This is a genomic window from Bifidobacterium sp. ESL0690, from assembly GCF_029392315.1.
GTDB lineage: Bacteria > Actinomycetota > Actinomycetes > Actinomycetales > Bifidobacteriaceae > Bifidobacterium.
This window is the reverse complement of record NZ_CP113939.1, coordinates 2,557,820-2,577,712: the sequence shown is the minus strand read 5'-3', so window position 1 is coordinate 2,577,712 and position 19,893 is coordinate 2,557,820. Positions and strand designations below refer to the sequence as shown.

8 protein-coding genes and 1 pseudogene are annotated in these 19,893 nt (G+C 56.1%); 3 read left to right on the top strand and 6 right to left on the bottom strand.

What is annotated here, in order from left to right; genetic code table 11:
• Nucleotides 1-198 precede the first annotated feature (198 nt).
• Nucleotides 199-1,071: a DUF881 domain-containing protein gene (locus tag OZX62_RS09855; protein WP_277176001.1), complete on the bottom strand. Its 873-nt coding sequence runs from the start codon at nt 1,069-1,071 to the stop codon at nt 199-201.
• A gap of 82 nt (nt 1,072-1,153) precedes the next feature.
• Here OZX62_RS09855 and crgA point away from each other — a divergent pair, with 82 nt between their 5' ends.
• Complete coding sequence (crgA, locus tag OZX62_RS09850) at nt 1,154-1,747, top strand: cell division protein CrgA (RefSeq protein ID WP_277176000.1); 594 nt, start codon at nt 1,154-1,156, stop codon at nt 1,745-1,747.
• A gap of 846 nt (nt 1,748-2,593) precedes the next feature.
• Here crgA and OZX62_RS09845 read toward each other — a convergent pair.
• Entirely contained in the window at nt 2,594-7,498 is a 4,905-nt protein-coding gene (locus OZX62_RS09845; RefSeq protein WP_277175999.1) for a hypothetical protein, read from the bottom strand.
• Between the two features lie 1,362 nt (nt 7,499-8,860).
• On the opposite strand from OZX62_RS09845, the gene OZX62_RS09840 reads away from it, so the two are divergent.
• Together OZX62_RS09840 and OZX62_RS09835 are read left to right on the top strand one after the other, a co-directional pair.
• The gene (locus OZX62_RS09840) at nt 8,861-10,927 is read left to right on the top strand and encodes an isopeptide-forming domain-containing fimbrial protein (RefSeq protein WP_277175998.1); all 2,067 of its coding nucleotides are present in this window, start codon (nt 8,861-8,863) and stop codon (nt 10,925-10,927) included.
• Between the two features lie 170 nt (nt 10,928-11,097).
• Complete coding sequence (locus tag OZX62_RS09835) at nt 11,098-12,234, top strand: class C sortase (RefSeq protein WP_277177096.1); 1,137 nt, start codon at nt 11,098-11,100, stop codon at nt 12,232-12,234.
• Nucleotides 12,235-12,477: 243 nt separating this feature from the next.
• Here the strand turns inward: OZX62_RS09835 and pknB are convergent, their stop codons facing one another.
• The 4 genes and pseudogenes from pknB to OZX62_RS09815 form a co-directional block, all read right to left on the bottom strand.
• Nucleotides 12,478-14,535, bottom strand: coding sequence for a Stk1 family PASTA domain-containing Ser/Thr kinase (gene pknB, locus OZX62_RS09830; protein ID WP_277175997.1), 2,058 nt, complete (start codon nt 14,533-14,535; stop codon nt 12,478-12,480).
• 905 nt (nt 14,536-15,440) lie between these two features.
• A pseudogene (locus OZX62_RS09825) lies at nt 15,441-16,340 on the bottom strand (serine/threonine-protein kinase); the annotation flags it as partial.
• The gene (locus OZX62_RS09820) at nt 16,337-17,806 is read right to left on the bottom strand and encodes a penicillin-binding protein 2 (RefSeq protein ID WP_277175996.1); all 1,470 of its coding nucleotides are present in this window, start codon (nt 17,804-17,806) and stop codon (nt 16,337-16,339) included. The gene OZX62_RS09820 and the pseudogene OZX62_RS09825, both read right to left, overlap by 4 nt.
• The gene (locus OZX62_RS09815; protein ID WP_277175995.1) at nt 17,803-19,623 is read right to left on the bottom strand and encodes an FtsW/RodA/SpoVE family cell cycle protein; all 1,821 of its coding nucleotides are present in this window, start codon (nt 19,621-19,623) and stop codon (nt 17,803-17,805) included. The genes OZX62_RS09820 and OZX62_RS09815 overlap by 4 nt, the downstream gene beginning before the upstream one ends.
• Nucleotides 19,624-19,893 lie beyond the last annotated feature (270 nt).

The window sequence follows — 19,893 nt, the reverse complement described above, 5'->3', positions numbered from 1 at the left end:
GGTTCAACGGCATCCTTGCGCCGCCCGCCGCCGTTAAACCCGCTGTTATCAGCCATGAAATCCATCTCTCGTTCCTTGTAACTCACCACATCAATCCGTCATTGCCGTGCAATAGTTGCGGGTTTGAATTGCCGCATTACTTTATCGGCCAGTATGCATTAATTGTATCCGTCTGTGTGCCCTTTGCGCTCTTAGTCCTTATTTATTATTAGTAGCGCCCGTTTTACTGTCGCCGGATTTGGTATCGCCAGATTTGCCGTCGCCGGCCTTTGCATCCCCGGATTTTTCATTGCCGGTTTTGCCGTCATTTTCTTTATTGTCATTTTTCATCACGGTGGCATACTTCAGTGTCTGCAGCACCGGCGCCTCGGGGAACTTCAGGTTGTCTTTGTCCTCGACCTTCCAGCCCAGCCCGAATGCGCTGACGTATTCCTGATAGGTCTGAATCGCCTTCGAATCGTTGAGTGCATCGCGCATCTTCCCGCTCGGCCCGATGGCGGAAATGGTATAAGGCGGCGAATACTGCTTGCCCTGCAGCATCAGGATGTTGCCCTTACAGATGATCGCCGAGTTGTATAGCACGCGCTGATCCTGAATCATCATCGCCTCGGCGCCGCCCCGCCAAAGCGCGTTGACCACGGATTCGATGTCCTGCTGGTGGATGACGTAATCGTTGATATTTGTGGCCGTCCCGGTCGCGGAATCCGAGACCATATGCTGCCAAAGCGGCGAATCGTTGAGCGTGACGCTTATACCAGGTCCGGTGACGGCCGGAAGCATGGTCCCAGCCCCCGGATCTTCGCTTGAATTGCCGGTTTTTGTGCTGTCTTTGCCCTCGTATTTGTTGAGGGTATTGACTTGCGAGCCCAGCGATTTGACCTGTTTCTGCAGTTTGTCGACCTGGCCGACGCGTTGCTCCACCAGTTGCGCGGTATCGGAAGAAACAACGCTGGTTTTGTTGACGCGGATATTGGTCATCAGAAGGTACCCGGTAAGCGCCACCACCAGAAATACGGCTATCCCACCAAGCCGCGAATGTTTCGCTTTATGCCTGCCCGGATTTTCCTTCATTGTTCCAGATTCCTTGACTTACAATCTCTTGCTTCGAGTGTACACTAATGTATGTTTAGGCTATTGAATGGAGACTACGCTTATGGCTGACGAAGAGCTGGACAAGGGCACCGATGCCGCCGCTAAGAAGGATGAGGCGCAGAAGGCATGGGATGAGCCGGAAACGCAGAAGGACGACGATGCCGCTGAAGCTGCCGAAAGTGACGTCAAAGTGACGGATGAAAAGGACGCCGCCAAGGACGCCGACGACGATGAGGCAAAGCCGGCCGATAAGGATTCTGATGACGCTGCTGGCGCCACCGACGAAAAGGACGCCGACACCAAGTCGGATAGCGACGACGACGATGACGACGACCTCGATCTGCCGATGGACAAGATTGATGCGTTGCTGAGCGCCACCAGCGCCGACAAGAAGTCGATGACCCCGCAGATGCGTCGCGTCGCCCAGCGTCAGGCTGAGAACAGCAAGCGCGTTGAGGAGACCATCAAGGGCACCAAGGCGAACCCGAGCTGGTTCGTGCCGCTGTTCTGCTTCCTGATGATTCTCGGGCTTGCGTGGGCTGTGGTCTATTACCTCACCAGCAAGTACCCGATTCCTGGCATCGGCGCATGGAATCTGCTCATCGGCTTCATCATCGTGATGGTCGGCTTCATCATGACCATGTGGTGGCGTTAATCGCTTTTCCTGTAGCGGGTGAATCCCGCACGGTGGCGGCTGGCAGTTGAGGCTAGGCCAGGCCACTGTCGATGAAAAACCGTTAAGCGTGTCTCCTGATTATCGGGAGACACGCTTTTTGTATGTTCTGTAGGCTGTGGTGGCGTACTGTACTTGGTTTCGTAGTTATAGGGTCATAGGTCAGGAGCTTTGGTTTGAGAATCCGGTTTCGATGGTGGTTTGGTGAGCAAAGAGGCCCGGCCAAGTGCTATTGAGATGATTGAAGTGTCCGTTTAAGAAAACAACCAAGCAATATTTGTCACCAAAGTTATCCACAAAATGTGAATAAGTGCTGTAGATAAGTGTGGATAATTGAATGCTAGGTTCGACGTATTGAGCCTGTTTCGGATTATGTGTACAACTGTTATCCACATAATCCGCATTAAAGAATCGTTGAAAAATCAATGATTTCAAATACGGCCGTGGATAACTATATAAGTTTTTCGCAGGTAATGCCCAAGTTATCCACAAATTTTTCCACATCGGTGGAAAACTACAGTGATGTAATTCGATTGTTCTTTTTAAGATATGGGTCATCTCTTGTTTATTGGCTCGAATCTGCGTTTAATTGCATCTAGTTTTAGCAAGTTGTATTCAGCTGGTGTCATCTGTACTCATGTACTCGGCTGAGGCCATCTATATCCGGCTGGTGAATCTGTACCCGGCTGAAACCATTTGTATCCACTGATGCATCTGTACCCGAGGGATGTCGTCATTCTGACCATATAAAAATTGGGATCCACCGACCAAATATCGGTGGATCCCAATTTTAGGTTCCAGCTATTGCGCTGGAATCAGGGCCGGACTTTACTCCTCGCTGCTCGTATGTTTGCGGCTGAAGTAGTAGCCTACGCCGCTTGCGGCTACCAGCAGCAGGGCGACCAACGTAACCATTGCTACGTCGGCACCGCTGTTTGCCAGCTCGCCTTGCGGCTTGGCAGCAGGCTTCGGCTGAGCCGGCTGAGCGGCAGGCTGAGGCTTCGGGGTGACGAACGTGCCGAGCTTCAGAACCTGCATGCCAGAGGAATTGCCATTGACATCAAGGGTCTGAATCTGAACCTGATCGCCGCTGCGAACGTCCACAGGCCAATTGGCGGTGAACGTACCGTCGGCATTGGTCGTGACAGACGTACCCGTGAAGCTCTTCAGCAACGGGTTCGCGTGCTGCAGCGGGTTGCCCTTGGCATCGAGCCAGGTCAACTGCACTGTGGCGCCGCCTTCGCCCTTACGGTTGGGCTGCGCGTTCGCGTTGGCAGACGACATAGCCTTGCCGGTCACGGTACCGCCTTGTTCGCCGTTCTCGCCATTCGCTGCGTAATTAAGCGACTCTGTCTGGGGGGCCACCATATCGATCAGCGTATCGGTGAAGACGAAGGCCGAATACTTCGTGGTGCCAGGCTGCGTCAGGCTGCGACGAGCGCGGAAGACGTAGTTCTGGCCGACGCCCACGGAATCCGGGAAGTCGGAAATCGGGAAGGTCGCTTCCCAATCGCCATTGCTTCTGTTGATCGTTACATTGGCCGCTGCGGTTCCCGCGGTAGGAACCTCGGAGGTAGAACCGGCGGGCAGCGCGACAACCTGAACCTCGTCATTGGCGTGAGGCGTTGGCATATTGCCCTTGACCTTGATGACAGAGCCAGATAGAGCACCGTTGACCATGTTCGGAGCTTCGACATCGGCGACGATAGGCGCATCGGAATCGAAGGACTTGGTGAGTACACTTGCGGTATTGCCGGCGGGATCCTTAGATTGCATGGTCACCTGATCGGCACCTGCTGCAGCGGCTGGAGGCGTGGCGTTGAATGCGCCATTGACGCCGCTGGTTGCGGAGCCGGTTGCGAGCACTTGCCCGCCCTTCATCCACTTGAGCGCGATCGTATCGCCGCTTTCAGCATGATTTCCGGTCTGCACTGTAGGATACATGGTCGTCAATTCAGTACCGGACAGGGTGGCTTCCAGTTGCAGGCTGCTGACATCGACGCCAGGAGCGACCATATCGACCTTCTGAGCCTTAGGCGCAGCATAATCGGAATCGGTGCCGTCACGCGTCAGACGGGCATAGAACGTGAAGTCCTGGCCACAGCCAACGTTGTCAGGCAGGTCTGCGGGGTTGAATTCCGCGGTCCATGTGCCGTCGTGTGCGATGGTCTGGCTGACAGCGGCTCTGCCGGAAACTGGCGTCGGAGAGGTGCTGGAGCCCGTTACCACCTGGGCTTCAACTGCGTCTCCAGCTGCATACGTATAGCCGGGCAGCGTTCCCGTGACCTTGACATGGCTGGTGGTGACAGCCACGCCGTTGGTCATCTTCGGAGCCTCGACCGATGTGATCGTAGGCGCATTGTTCAGAACGAAGTCGACCACGGTCGCTGCCGACGTGTTGCCGGCGGCATCCTCGGCATAGACCGAGACCTTGGTTGCTCCGGTTGCATCAGACGGAGGCGTTGCAGTGAACTTGCCGATAGGGGCTGTTGTGCTGCTGCGCACCGTGGTGGCAGTGCCGAGCTGTGAGCCATCGGTCTTCTCCCACTTCAGGTGCAACAGGACATTGCCTTCTGCGACTGGAGCCGAACCGCCAGATGCCGCCGTTCCGTTGACGCTGCCGGTCGGCTGTGGCGTGGTGACGCCAGGGGTCGGCGCGATCATATCGACAGGCTTCATCGTCGGCGTGCCATAAGCGGAGTCATGGCTGGAACGGGTGCGCTTGGCGTAGAACGTGAAGTCCTTGCCCTTGCCCACGGTATCCGAGAAATCAGTCAGCGGGAAGGTAGCGGTCCACGTGCGTGCGGAGCCGTTGACGGTAGTGGAGGTTGCCGCAGTGCCACTGACTGGCGTTGCGACAGAGCTTGTGTCTCCGCTTACTGCTTCAACATGCACATTGTCGCCTGCAGCAAAATCAGGAAGAGTGCCGTGCACGACCACATTGCCGGAAGCGGCGACGCCGTTGAGCATGTGGGGCACATCAACACTGGTGATGCTTGGGGCCTGCGAATCGAACTGCACGTTGACCGAAGCCGATTCATTCTGGTTGGTATCCTTCGCTTTGACGTCTACCTGGCTGATATCGTTTGCCCAAGTACTCGGGAAGGCGAAGTCCACAGCTCCATTAGCGCCGCTCGTGACAGGTGAAGTACCGAGCACAGTATTGTCAGCCTTCTTCCAAGTCAATGTGAGCGCTACGCCGTTCTCCTTGACACGGTTGTTTTGTGCAGTCGTATCGCCTGAAGACCAGACGGTGCCGACCAAGTGACCACGGGATTGCGTAGTCCCGTTGGGCTCAAACTCAGGAGCTACCTCATCGATCGACTGGTTGGTGAGGTCCTTGGTGGCTGCGGTTCCGCTGGAGACAGTACGCGACGCGGTGAACGTGTACGCGCTGCCTTTTCCGATTGCATCGGCAGTACCGGTGGCGAAGTCGGTTGCGTGGAACTTGACGGTCCAGTTATTGCCGCTCCAAGTGGTGGTGCCATAGGAGCTGATGTCCGGCATGCCACTGCGGGTTGCCTTGGCGGTGATGACATCGTCGCTGGATACATGATGCGGAACAGTGCCCTTGAGCACGATATCGCCGCTCAAGGTGCCGTTGGTCACGTGCGGAAGCGGCGTATCGAGCGCCAGATTCGCAGGGGCCTCGGGAGCCTGGCGGGTCAGAGTCTGCTCGTGAGTGAAGGTATTGTTGTGGGTATCGGTGACATCGATGCTTACCTTCTTCAAGTTGCTGCCGTTCACGCCACTGGGCCAGGCGACGCTGAAAGTGCCGTCAGACCTTGAAGTCGCGGTTGAATTAGAGATGCCAGGCAACGGGGTACCGGTAGCGTTCAACCAATGAATCACAATATCGACACCGCCTTCAACGACACTGGAGGTACGGGTGTTGCTGTTGAACGCGGTCTTCACCGTGCCCTTTACAACACCATCGGCGCCGCCATTGGTGGTTCCGGGCTCATAGGAGCTCCACTGTTCGTTGTCGAAACCAGGAGCGACAAGATCGATGGTCTTGGTGACGGTGTCCGTCGCCTTGTCATTCGCGGTGTTGACGTGGGTGACAGTGAACGTGAAGCTCTTGCCGGTGCCCACAGGATCCAACGCCGCAAGGGCGCGAAGCTCTGCACCGGAGAAGGTCGCCGTTACAGTCTTGCTCGTACCGGCCGCACCTGGTGTCCAAGTAACGCTGGTGGCGTTGATCGCCGGAGCCGAACCGACCGTTCCGCTAACAGTCACTGGATTGGATACTGGATCGCCGGTTTGGTGTTCGACGGTGGCAGTGACCGTAAGAGCACGGTCAAAGGTGGGGTCGGCGCCGTTGACGCCAGTCATCTTCGGCAGCGGGGTCGCAACCGCGGTGCCGGTAGGTGCTGTCGGCGCAGCAGGTCCGTGGGAGTCCAAAGTAATCACCTTGGAATAGCTGTTGCCGGAAGCATCGGCTGGGATGCTCACCTTGACCTTGTCGCCGTCGACTACACCCGCCGGCCAATTGACGGTGAACTCTCCAGCCGCATTTGTCGTAGCTGTGCTCGGGGAGACAGGCGGCGACAATGGAGCACCGGCTGAATCGAGCCAATCCAGAGTGATGGTAGTCGAAGCGAGTGGCGTGCGGTTGGGCTGTGCGTTTGAGCTGCCGTCACCGGAGGTATAAACCGTTCCGAAGACGGTACCCGTGCCGCTGTTCTCTGCAGGCGTCTTGTGATCCAGCTTGTCCGTTGAACCAGAACCGAAGCCAGGAGCGACAAGATCGAGATTGTTGTTGTGGCTGAACTCATAATCAGTCTCGGTGCTATCTATGCTTTTGCGCTTTGCACGGAACGAATAATCGGTGCCGGTTCCGATCTTATCCAGATCAAGGCCGGTGAAATCGGAGGCGTGGAACTTCGCGGTCCAGTTGCGGCTACCATCGAGTGTTACATTGAACGCGTTAATAGCAGCGTTGCTTGCGATTGATGTGCTGCCGGCAGTCTTCATCAGCCCGACCTCGATGGTATCTCTGTTTGGGTCGCTGAGGCCGGTGCCGAGATCGGCGTTAGGCGCAGTTCCCTTAACAGTGATGATGTCGTCAGGTGTGTAGCTGCCGTCAACGCTCGTTGGCTTGCTGTCGATGCCTGTGATGGTCGGCTTGGTAAGACTGCGCTGCGTCCACTGAGCCACTAATTTGGCACGGGTATTTGGCTCTGGAAGAGGATCGCCAGCATGATACGATTCAGTCAGGCTGTTCCACCTGTCCCAACGGGTCCAATCGAAGTTGAAGGCGGTGCCTTGCTGGTGAAGGCTCGAATCGGCTGCCTCCTCGGTATCTTTCCAACCGGCAAAGGTCCAGCCTGGGCGCTGTGGAACGTTATTCGGAAGGGTGACGCCGCAAGGGTGTCCGGGCCAGCAGCCGCTTGCGGTATAGGGATTTGGATTGGGAATGGTCGGCATATCAGTGACGGTGTCTGTCGTGCCTTTGGCAAATGAAAGAATGGACATATCTGGGGCGCTGCCGAACCATTTTGCGGTCGACGGAGCTGCTATGCCATCATTTGGATCGAATCCTGGAACAGAGCCGTCTTCTGCACCCCAAGTGCCGGTGCCCAGACTTGTCCACTGCCAATATGCGGCAGTGACACCAGGAACCTCCGGTACATAGGCGAGAGTGAACGGGCCTCTGGATAGACCGTTACCTGCTCCGATTGGAGTATTCGGGCCCAGCTTCAGCATCTTGATTACCGATCTATCAAACATTCCCGCCGTCGACACCGACGTGGTATCGAAGTTTGATATATCCAATTTCTGCAAGTTGTCGCAACCTGCAAACATTAGACTCATATCTGGGTGTGATGCTGTGCTGAAATGTGAAAGATTTATCGCTGAGGCTCGGCTGTTTTGGAACATGTAACTCATATCTGTGACGTTGCCGGTGTCCCAATTATTGAAGGTGCTGTCTTCGAAGTTGAGAGCGAACGTATTGACGAACAGGTCAGACATGTTCCTGACGTTACTGGTGTCCCAATGCGCTCCCCAGTTAATGCTTTCTAGTTTCTTGCAGCTATCAAACATGTGACTCATATTGGTAAGCGCGCTTGTAGCACTTGTGGAGATTGGGCTCAGATCTACCGTTTCAAGCGAATAATCACCTTCGAATAAAGATTCGGTAGTGGTGATGGTGCCTGGCAAGAAATTAGCATTTGTCCAGTCGATGGTTCTCAGATTGGGAAGATCGTAAAAAACGGAATAAAAATCGCCGCTGATGTCAATGGGTGACGAGAAAAAGACTCTCTGTACAGCTTTATTGGCTCCAACTCCACCATCAATCGACCATGGATGATGGGTGTCATCGTGCGTAGGGTCATAATATACCGATGTACCTAGCTGCCATTTGTTCCCATTTGGCTTCGTGGGATTTCTGAGTCCGATTTCTACCGAACAAACCCCTGCACCGTCTTTGACATATCGCCATTGCAGATTTCTGAACGTTGTACTTGAGCCCGTAGCCATTCTGCTCCAGCTACTTGCAGAGCCGCCACTAGTAGCGCAAGGATAGCCAGGTACAGGTCCAGTCGGCAACGGACTCAGGCGCGGACTAATGGACGGGCCTCCCCTTAGAAGAGGTCCTTGGGATTGGACTGGGCTGCGACCTCCCTGCAAAGGAGTCGCATTGGCGAGCTGTGGTGCCATACCGACCGCTAACGATGCGATCAGGGCAACCAAACTCGCGAGTGGTTTCCGCAATTTCATATTTCTTCTCTTTCCGTTTGACGGGAAACATAATTAGACATATCTTAGAATAGCTTGTGGTATGTATCACCTTTTTGCGGGTTTTAATAGATAATATATGAACTAATGCAAAAGAAATTGGATGAACAATAATTAATTTATTAATACAAAAGTCGATGTATGATGTATTATGTTGTACGACGATTCTTGTTGTGAGATTTCTCACCTGCAGAGTTCAGCTTCGCAAGGTTTGCGAGTTGTGAAGCCGATGAAGGCGAGATTCGTGGAGATATAGCGGGAATTGTATTAACGGTCCGATGACGGATTTTGTTTGTCCGTCACCGAATCCTAGGCCAGATACGATACTCGAGAAGAGCAAAGGATGCAGATATGCAAATAGGAAAGCAAATACGTTCCGGGATAGGCATCGCCCTATCTGCGGCGATGTTGCTGTCCGTCAGCCTGATAGGTGCGGGTTCAGCGAACGCTGTGGAAGAGACGAATGTCAATACAACCGGCACGGATGGAAAAATCACCATCACTAGTGATGCCGGTCATAAGCTCGATACATCGAACGCGTTCCGCGCCATTCGTATTGGAGCCTATGGTCATGCAACTTCGGTGACGAGCGGTGGGGCAACAAAGATCGCTGGTGTTGAGATCAAGGAGACAGGGGAAACCGCTGTCAACGATTACGATGCTGGTGTTCCTGCGACATTCAATCTCGATACTGTAATTGCAGATACCGTTCAAAGCGTTTTGGGATCCAGTCACACATTGACAAATGACGAGAAGGCTAACCCTATGGGTTATGTGGCCCGTCATTGGCTCGGCTATGCGCAGACTGATTCTTCGGAAACTGTGACTAATGGTGATACGGAATCTAGTGACATGTATAAGAACGGCTTGTTGCGTAAGTTTGCTACTGAGTTGCAAAGCAATAGCAAAATCAAGGCCTTGTTCACAGATGGTCTAGATAGCGATGGTGTTTATGACACGCCAATGATTAACACAGGAGACACCTCAGTCGATTTTACGAGCCTTAAAGAAGGTATTTACCTCATTGAATCTGATCCGGCTGGCGCCAAGGTGGCGCAATCGATTCCTATGATTGTCGGTAGCACCGTAGGTTCTGCTGGTTTGAAGAAATTCAGCACCGGCGATAATGACAAGCTTGGTGAGGTTCTTCTCAAGGCTGAAACGCCGTTCATTAGCAAGGTTCACACTTCGGTTGATGGCACTGCAGTTACCGGTAACGTTGTTCCTAACGTGAACATCGGTTCAACTGTTGAATATAAGATTACTGCTGTCGTTCCTAATACGACTGGTTTTAGCAATTACTATTATGAGCTTGAAGATAGCCCGACGGCTATGGGATTTGACGGTGCTGATCCTGTTCTGACTGTCGCAGGAACCGCTACCACTTACGATACGGTTACTGATGTCGAAACTGCGACTCCTACCAGTGGCATCGCTTATCAGAAGACTGGTTCCGGCAACACTCAGGGCTTCAAGATGCGTTTTACTGACATCGCCACTAGGTTCAACCAAGGTGATCAGATTGTGCTGACCTTCAAGATGAAGGTTACTGATAACGGTTCGAAGAATACGGGTATCGTGCGTTGGTCCAACAATGTCAATGATGCCACTGGACATGGTGAGGCTAAGGTCGATGCGGTGAACCCGGACAATGCTCCGGCGCCGCCAACGCCTGGCCATCCGTCAGAGCCGACGCCAACTACTGTTCATCACAACTACACCAATTCATTTGATATCAGTGTGAAGAACCTTTACAGGCCAGATACGTTCGGTAATGATCCGACAAAGCTGGAGGGTGCTATTTTCACAGTTGAGAAGTCAACTGATGGCGGTACAACGTTCAGCAATCTCAATATGCAGCGTTCGACTGTCGCCGGAAAGGATGGCGAATGGGGTCCTTCGCTTACCTCTACCAGCAATGAAGTTCAGGTTGGTACAGGCAACGAGGCTGGAACGTTGTTGCTGAGAGGTTTGCCGGCGGGTATCTACCGTATCACGCAGACGAAGGCGGCTACTGATCATCACATGGTTGCAGGCAAGCCTGTTGCTGTCGTCAAGATTGCGAACGCTGAGAATACGGACGGTGATACCCATGATGCTGGTGGCGCCTTGACTGCGGTTACTCGTCCAGAATTGGATGCCATGGTAAAAGCAACGCTTTTGAAGCAAGGCACTACCGACTTCTGGGGCTTGGTGACACCTTCAGCGGCGACTGCTGATCAAGACCTCGGTCACGATACTGCTAATGTTGCTCAAACCGGTGATGTCAAGATTCAGAATGTCGATTCTATCGCGCAGCTGCCTATGACTGGTGGCGCGGGTATCATCCTCATCGCTGCGCTTGTCCTCATCTGCGGTTCTGTGGCTGCTGGCACTTCGGTGCTGCGTCGCAAGAACAGGCTGAACAGCATGAAGTGAGGTCTCGTTCCAGTCAGTTGATAGTCGCAAGATTATTGGTTGATTGAAATCAAAGAGGTCCGTTTTGGACATGAATCCAAAACGGACCTCTTTTGTGCAAATATATTGTTGGCTGTGAAGGGTTTTGACGATTTCAACGCCATTGTAGCAATAGATAGGCAGGTTGGGTGATGAAAAGGATTGGCGCTTCCCGACGGGGCAAGCAGGAGCATGCAACTGAGCCAGCAAACTCCGAAAATGCTAAGTCTGGACTGCAACAATACACGCCGCCCAGTTTCAATGAACTCATGCAGCCCGTGCGCCATCGTAAACAGTTCATCTATGGCGTGATTATCGAGACGATCCACGATTTGTTCGTGCTTTTGACCGTTGCATTGGCCTTATGGGTACCGCTGAACAGAGCGGTAAACGCCCGTAGGGAATCCATAGCCTCCATACAAGCCGCCCAAGAGATGGCGAAGTGGCCGCGCGGACGCGTTGTGAAAGAATACCACGATGCCCTCGGCTATAATAAAACACTTGCAGACTCGGGCCAGCTTTCCCTGGGCGAGCTGGTTGATCCGTTCCAGAATGATATCAATGATGATTCTTCATCTGCGGGCGACAAAACCTACCAATCGATGCTGACTTCCAGCAACGGCGTGATGGGAACAATACGTATCCCGAAAATATCGCTGCGTCTGCCTATCTATCACGGAACCGCTCAGGGTACATTGTCGCAAGGCGTCGGCCATTTGCACGGAAGCAGCCTGCCTGTCGGTGGAAAATCGTCGAACGCCGTATTGACGGGCCATCGAGGTTTGGCAGAGGCGACATTGTTCACTCGTCTTGATGAATTGGGAAAAGGCGACAACATTTATATCCAGACGCTTAACAGAACCATGGGCTATCGCGTCATCAGCATTCATGTGGTCAAACCGGATGACACCCATCTTTATCGTGTGGTAAACGGCAAGGATTTGGTTACTTTGATGACGTGTACGCCTTATGGCGTCAACACGGAACGGCTTGTCATTACCGCCAAGCGCGGCAACATCCCGAAAACCGTGCCGGTTTTGACCGATCAGCCGGATCCGAAACTGGTTGCAGGCTTCACGGCAGCAGGCGTTTTCCTCGTTGGTTTGGCGTTTGTGCTCACACGTAACTACCGGTTGCTGGTGCCGCCGCCGTGGCACTACGATGGCACACCGATTCCGCGTTGGCGCTTGCTGCCTCATCGCCCGGATCGCCGTGGTCTGCCGCCTATGGGCGAGATTCCTGCTCATCCCAAGCACGTCACGCAAACGCATAGCAGCGGTCCGAAGTAGTAACGAGTGTAAGCGACGTGCGGGCAAAGTGTAGATAAAGCACGCACGTAAAATGGCCTTCCCGAAATCTTAACGTTTTGGGAAGGCCATTTTTGTTGATTGCCTAACTGTCGATTAGGCTCAACTGTAGCTTCAGCCTAACTACGGTTCAGCTCAACTGCTAGTTCAACCGAACCGTTTGTCCGTGGCCAACTGTTGGTTCAGCTCAACTCTGACTCAGTCTAAATCAGCCGGCAAAATCGCCTAGTTGGTTGGCTTCGCGGCATTGCCATTGGTGCCGCCGGTGCCGTTGTTGTTGCTGGTGGTCGGGGCCGGGGCTTGTGTACTCAGGCTGATGGTGTCGCCCTTCGTGGCCTGCGAGCCGGCCTCCGGGGAAATGCCGATCACTTTAAAGTTGTCGCTGCCGGTGGCGGGATTGACGTTGAAACCGGCGGCCTTAAGCTGTTCACGCACCTGCGCGACCGTGGAATTGCCGCTGGTGTCGACGTTCGGCACGCTCACCTTCGGCTTGCCGGAGGAGACATAAACCGTGATATTGCTGCGCTGCGCGAGGCTGGTGCCGGCGGCCGGGTCGGTGCGGGTGACGAGGCCCTGATTGACGGTGTCGGAAGCCTCTTGCTGCACGACAACCGTGAACGCTTTGAGCTGGTTCAGCGCCTGATCCTGTTGCTGGCCGGTGACATCAGGCACCTTGGCCAGGCCGGAGGAGACATAGAGCATCAGCGACGTGCCCTTGTCGGCGGCCGAGCCGGATGCCGGGTCGGTGCGGGTGACCATGCCTTGCGCCACGTCCGGGCTGTCTTCGGTCTGCGTGGCCGGGGAAACCTTAAAACCGGCCTTTCTCAAGACGGCCTTGGCCTCTTCCACCGACTTGCCTTTGACGTCAGGCACCTGACCTGCCTGTGGGCCGGCAGAGAACCAGACCTTGACGGTAGAACCCTTGGGAGCCTTGGCGTTGCCGGACGGGTTTTGCTTGGTGAACGTGCCCTTAGGCTCGCTCGAATCGGTATCTTGCTCCACCTTCATCTTGAGCCCGACCTCGTCGAGCTGTTCCTCGGCGCGGGCTTGTGTGGTGGTGGAATTGAAGGTCGGAACGGTGACCATTTCCGGCTTCTTCATGTGGGTGACGCCGTAAGCGATGCCCGCGATGGCGAGGATGGCCACAACGGCGCCGATAATCGAGCCGATGATGATCTTCTTTTTCTTTTTCGCCTTTTCCTCGGCCGCCTTTTCGGCGCGGGACTTGAGCGCGGTGTTGCCGCCTTGCGAAAGCTCGGCCGCAGGGCCTCCGTAGGTGCCGGTCAGCGGGTCGAAGGCCTGCGTTGCGGTGGTCTCGATGGGGTTCATCGCCTCGGTGGCTGCGGTCTGCTCGGCCTGCTTGCGTTCCTTCATATTGGCGAGGTCGGTAAGCGGGTTGAACGCAGCGGCGACAGGGATGCCACCGTTCATATAAGTCAGAATATCGTTGCGGAACTCGGACGCCGTCGCGTAACGGTTCTGCCGGTCCTTGGCCATTGCCTTGGCGCAGATCTGATCCCACATCTTGGGCAGGCCGGGAACGATGGCGCTGGGCGGGGTGGCGACTTCCGAAACGTGCTGATAGGCAATCGCTACTGCTGAATCACCGGTGAAGGGGGCGCGTCCGGTGAGCATTTCGTAAAGCACGCAACCGGCGGAATAGAGGTCGGAACGCATGTCGACGGCTTCGCCGCGGGCCTGCTCAGGGGAGAGGTATTGCGCGGTGCCGACCACGCCCTGCGACTGGGTCATCGTGGCCACGGAATCGTCGAGCGCGCGGGCGATGCCGAAGTCCATGACCTTGACCATGCCCTGTTCGCTGATCATGATGTTGCCGGGCTTGATATCGCGGTGGATGATTCCCATCCGATGCGAATAATCGAGTGCGTTCAGGACGCCCAGCATCACCTGTTCGGCGTCGCGCTGGCTCAGCGGGCCGTTCGCCTTGATGATGTCGCGCAGGGTCTGGCCCTTGACGTACTCCATGACGATGTACGGCACGCGCTCGGTGTTGCCGTCTTCGGTGGTGATGGCCTCTTCGCCGGAATCGTAGATGTTGACGATGTTGACGTTGTTCATCTGCGCGACGGAATGCGCCTCACGCGCGAACCGCTTGAGGAAGATGTCGTCGTTGGCCAGGTCGGAGCGCATGATCTTGATTGCGACAACGCGCCCCAGACGTGTGTCTTGGGCGATGTGGACCTCGGCCATGCCGCCGCGTCCGATCAGTTGCCCCAGCTGATAACGGCCATCTGCCAGTGATGTTGGCATATTGGTGCTCATTGCTGCTCCTTCCGGTTTTCAGTGCTCGCTGCCTGGTCGCTGGCTTCGGTGGCCGGAACGTTCGTCTCGGCAGCGTCTGAAGAGGATTTTGACGAATCGCTTGCGGCGGTGGCCGGATGTTCGGCGGAATCGCTGCTTGGATTCGTGGTATCTGTGTTTGAAGTTATAGGTGAGGAAGTCGGTTTGCTGCTCGCGTCTGCCGTTTTTGCGCTCGCGGCCGGACTCGTGCCCGCTTTTGCGGTATCGGCCGGCGGGAGCGATTGAGGCGGCTTGTCTTCTACGGGCACGCTGCCGTCGGTTTGTATAGCAGGAATCTGATAATCTGTGATCGCCCGCAGCGTCTGCGTCATCGTCTGCATAGCAGCCTGGGCCGCCGGTGAGAATTCGCTCATGATGTCGCTGCTGATTTTTGCTTCGGTCTCGGTGCCGTTTTCAGATTCGGCTTCTGCTTCAGCTTCAGCTTGAGTTTCTGACTCAGTGCCTGCTTCAGCACCTGCTTCATCTTTGGCACCTGTGCCGGTATCGGCTTGATTGTGCGAGTTTTCGCCGGTTTCGCCAACGGTATCGGTTTCGTCGGCGGTATCGGTGACAGTGCCAGAAGTATTCTCGGAAGTGCCTTTGGAAGTACTGTCTGAAGCGTCGTTGGTGTCGACCTTGTTGACATCGTCGGTTTCAGTTTCGGCCCGTTTCGCGGATTCGGCGTTTTCATCGGTGCTGGCGGTGCCGTTGATGATGGCATTTCGGGTTTCGCTGCCCAACGTGCTGTCGTCTATTTCGTCGTTGCCGATATCGACATGGTGAGTGCTTTCGACAACGCGCGCTCGGCTACTGCTCTTTTTCGCTACTGTCGTCTTGTGTTGCGGTGTGATGGCGGGGCTTGCCGACACCGAACCGTCGGAGGCGTACGGGGCGCTGACCACGCGGCGCGCGATGCGGCCGTCGCGAGAGACCATCGTCGTCTCGCTGAACGACGCCTCCTGGTCGAAAAGGCGACGTTCGATGTGCGAAAGCGTGCGAGAGACGACCAAGGCGTCTTTCGGCCGGTCGCGCGGGTCCTTGGCGAGCATCGACATCACGAACTGCTTGAGCTGCACATCGATGGTGTCCGGCATCGGAGGCACGGCGTCGTTGACGTGCGCGGCCGCGATGTCAACCGGCGTGGTTCCGGTGAACGGGCGTTCCCCGCACAGGCCTTCGTAAGCCACCACTCCCAGCGAATAGATGTCGGACTGCGGCGTCGCTTTCTTGCCCTGCGCCTGCTCGGGCGAAATGTATTGTGCGGTGCCCACCACCATGCCGTCCTGCGTGATCTGCGCCTGGTTGGTGGAATAGGAGACGCCGAAATCGGTGATTTTGACCTGGCCGTCTTTGGAGACCATGATATTGGCGGGCTTCACGTCACGGTGTATTACACCATGGGAATGTGCCACATAAAGGCCACGCGCGACCTGCACCAGGATCGGCAACAGCTCAAGCGGGTCCATCGCGCCTTTTTCGTGGTAGAGGTCGGCCAGCGACTCGCTGTCGACGAACTCCATAATCAAAAAACCGATACCGTCGTGCTCGTAATAATCAAACAATGCGGCGATGTTCGGATGGGCCAAATCGGCGGAATTATGCGCTTCGATGCGCAGCCTGCGCCGCTTGGCCTCCACGTCGGTGAGGTCGCCGCGCAACGCCTTGATGGCGACCACGCGGTTGAGCTGGATATCGTAACCCTTCCAGACCTCGCCCATCCCGCCTTGTGCGAGCCGGCGATCGAGGCGGTACCGGTTATGAATCAGTTGACCCTCAACGAGCTTCATTTGCCCAATGCCTCCCTCATTATCGCCTTCATGATTGGTCCGGCTGCGTCGCCGCCTGCCATATCTGTATTATGAACGACCACGGCGACCGCGATTTTCGGGTCGTCGGCAGGTGCGAAGCCCATGATCCAGCCGTCGTTGGCCTGATTGCCTACGCCGATCTGCGCGGTTCCGGTTTTTGCCGCGACGGAGACCCCGGGAATCGCAAGATGCGGGTCTTCTTTGGTGATGACGGCCTTCATCATTTCGGTCAGTTTGTTGGCCGTATCCTTGCTCATCGGCTGGCTCATCACGCTGGGATTGGTCTGCGAGATGACCGTGAGGTCACTGGAGCGCACACGGTCGACCAGCGTCGGGCGCATCAACGTCCCGCCGTTGGCGACGGCCGAGGCGATCATCGCGTTCTGCAGCGGGGTCTCCTGGGTGTCACCTTGGCCGATCGAAGCCAGCGCGAGGCGGTCGGGGGCCGGGTTGTCCGGGAATTTCGAAGCGATGGCCTGCATGGGGTCGCCCGTGGAATTGGAACCGTCGATGGGAATCGAGGAGCCGAAGCCGAACTTCTTGGCCGTGTCCTGGATGGCCTGCGAGCCGAGTGCTCCGCCGAGCTGGGCGAACGCGGTATTGGAAGAATAGGCGAACGCGTCTTCCAGCGATATCTTGCCGTCCGGGCCGCCGTTACCTGAGAAGGTGGCGTTGGTCAGCTGGGTGTTGGTGTTGGGCAGCGTATAGCTCGCGCCGGCCGGAACCTCGCTGTTTGTCTGGTATTTGCCGCTTTCCAGCGCCGCGGTGGCTACGACGGTCTTGAAGCTGGATCCCGGCGGATAGAGCTCGGAAATCGCGCGGTTCAACATCGGGTTCGAATTATCGCTGGTCAAATTCGAATAAGCCTTATTGACTTTCGCCGTGTCGTGGCTGGCGAGCACGTTCGGGTCGTAACTTGGGGTCGAAACCATGGCCAGAATGCGGTTGGTCTTCGGTTCGAGCACGACTGCGGAGCCGCTTTTATCGGCCAATTGCTCGTAAGCTATGGCTTGCAGCTTCGGGTCGATGGAGGTTTCGATGGAAGCGCCCTTGTTGGCCGAACCGGTGAACAGCGACTTGAACTGCTGCCAGAAAAGCTGGTTGGATTCCCCGGTCAACAGCTTATTGCGTGAATCCTCGATGCCGCGGTCGGCACGCTGGCTGATGGAGAAGTAACCGGTTACGGGCGCGTATAGCGGGCCGTTCGAATACGAACGCTGGTAGGCGAACGGGTCGTTGACCGGGTCGGATTTGGCCATCACCGTGCCGTCGGAGGCGAGAATCGAGCCGCGCGGAGCGTTGAATTCGTGATAGAGGCCGCGTTGGTTGCGTGGGTCGTTGTTGAGCTTGTTGGCGTTGATGGCGGTGATCATCGTGCTGGAAAGGCCGAGGATCGCGAAAAGAACAACGACGGCGGTGAACAGCTGACGGAGGTATTTGTTCATTGCTTGCCTCCCATCAGGTCGTCAAAGCTCAGATTCGGGATTTCCGGGTTATCCATATTCGTGGGCTTACCAGCGGCGTTGATATCGCCGGAAGCTGGTTTGGGTGTTCCCGTCGAGGGACTTGCCTCGTTCGGGTCGTAGTTTGGACCTGGCGTTTGCGGCAGCATTTCCGAAGTCGAGCTGGAAGCTACTCGCGGACCGGATTGAGCACTTGGCGGTTGTTGTGCGGCTTGCAAAATCGGAGCGGTCTCCTGCGACATGGAATCTGACGATGCCTTTGAAGGTGAATAATCGATTTCTGGGCCCGTTTGCGGAGCCGAAGCCGTGGATCGTGGCGAAGATGGTGATGGCGTGGATGGCATGGTTGCCGGGAAGCTGGAAGTCGCGGGCTCGGTGTTGGCCGCGCGGAAACGGGCGTGGGCGCGGGAATGCTCGGCTTCGCTGCGCTTTTTCTGCGCGCTGCGTTGGTTGAGCGCTTCCATCGCCTCATATTGCATCGTGTTGGAAAGTTTGCCGTCGGGCTCGGGCTTGTTGGCCTCGTTGGAAATGACGATCAGAAGCGCGGCAAGGATATAGTTCGCCACCAGCGACGAACCGCCGGCCGCCATATAGGGCATGGTCAGGCCTGTCATCGGTATGACCAGCGTCAGGCCGCCGACGACCGTGAATACCTGGAAGGCCATGGTGAAGACTAGGCCGGAAGCGAGCAGTTTGCCGAAACCATCCTTGATTTTCATGGCTGTAAGCAGGCCGGAAGTGATGATAATCAAGTAAAGCATCAGAATCGCCAACAGGCCGGTCAGGCCGAGTTCCTCGCCAAGTGATGAATAGATGAAATCGGAATTGCCAAGCGGGGTCAGCCCCGGATGCCCCTGTCCGATGCCGGTGCCAAGCAAGCCGCCGGAAGCCAAGCCGAAGAGGCCGGTGACCAGCTGGTAGGAACTGCCGTATTTGCGGTTGTAGACCGCCGCATCGAAGGGGTGGAGCCAGCCGTCGACGCGATAGCCGACGTGCGCGAAAACCTTGACCGAGAACACCGCCGCGACTACAAAAGCGATGCCGCCGATGATCAGCCAGCTGCCGCGGCCGGTGGCCACGTATAGCATCGAGACGAACATGGCGAAGAACATCAGCGAGGTGCCGAGGTCGTGCTGGACCACCAAGACGCCGATGGAGGCGAACCAGATGAGGATCAGCGGACCCATGTCGCGCATTCGCGGCAGCTGCAGGCCGACCACTTTTTTGCCGCCGACGGCCAGCTGGTCGCGGTGGTTGAAGAGATAGGCCGCGAAGAAGAAGGCGAGGAACAGTTTGGCGAATTCGCCGGGCTGCAGGGTGTGCGAGCCGAAGCCGATCCAAATGCGTGCGCCGCCAATTTCTTTGCCGATACCTGGAATCATGGGGGAGAGCAGCAGTGCCAGGCCGACCACCATGCTCACATACGAAAAGCGACGTAATACGCGGTAATCACGTAAGGCGATGATGAAAATGCAGGTCAGAACCAGCGCCACGCATGCCCAGATCAGCTGGCGGAAAGCCACGTCGGTGTTTTTGGCGTAATCGATGCGGGCGATCATCATGGTGCCGATTGCCGTCAGCAACATCACGCACGGGAGGATTTCCTGGCTGGCGTAGGGCTGGAATTTCAGCAGCAGTGCCCATAGCACGATGAAGAGCACGGCGACCACTACGAGGACGGTGACGAGGTTGGCCGGGAAACCGTTGTAGACGCGCGCGAAGAGCTGGAAAAAGGCAATGCCGCTGATCGCGATGGCGAACAGCAGCAGGCCGATCTGACGGAAGCGGGTGGCGATCATGCGCTCGCCGCCTTGCTGTAGACGGTCGTTATCGTTTTCGGTGTCGCACTTGAGCCGGGGCTGATGGAGCTGGGGCTAGCGGAACCGGAGCCGGAAACGGAACCGCTGGCTGCCGCGTCCGCGACGTTTACATCGCTCGGAGTACCTGCGGCGCTTGGCGCCGGCGTTGCAGAACCGTCCGAGGCCTCGCTCGACCAAGGCCAAGGTGCGTCCTTATTCTTGGATTTGTCGAGGTTTCTGGCCTCTTTCTTGATGATCGCGACATGGCTT

Coding starts and splice junctions, on each gene's coding strand:
- OZX62_RS09845 (WP_277175999.1), bottom strand. CDS start 7,498: ATGTTTGATAGATCGGTAATCAAGATGCTGAAGCTGGGCCCGAATACT.
- pknB (WP_277175997.1), bottom strand. CDS start 14,535: ATGAGCACCAATATGCCAACATCACTGGCAGATGGCCGTTATCAGCTG.
- OZX62_RS09820 (WP_277175996.1), bottom strand. CDS start 17,806: ATGAACAAATACCTCCGTCAGCTGTTCACCGCCGTCGTTGTTCTTTTC.
- OZX62_RS09835 (WP_277177096.1), top strand. CDS start 11,098: ATGAAAAGGATTGGCGCTTCCCGACGGGGCAAGCAGGAGCATGCAACT.
- OZX62_RS09840 (WP_277175998.1), top strand. CDS start 8,861: ATGCAAATAGGAAAGCAAATACGTTCCGGGATAGGCATCGCCCTATCT.
- crgA (WP_277176000.1), top strand. CDS start 1,154: ATGGCTGACGAAGAGCTGGACAAGGGCACCGATGCCGCCGCTAAGAAG.
- OZX62_RS09855 (WP_277176001.1), bottom strand. CDS start 1,071: ATGAAGGAAAATCCGGGCAGGCATAAAGCGAAACATTCGCGGCTTGGT.
- OZX62_RS09815 (WP_277175995.1), bottom strand. CDS start 19,623: ATGATCGCCACCCGCTTCCGTCAGATCGGCCTGCTGCTGTTCGCCATC.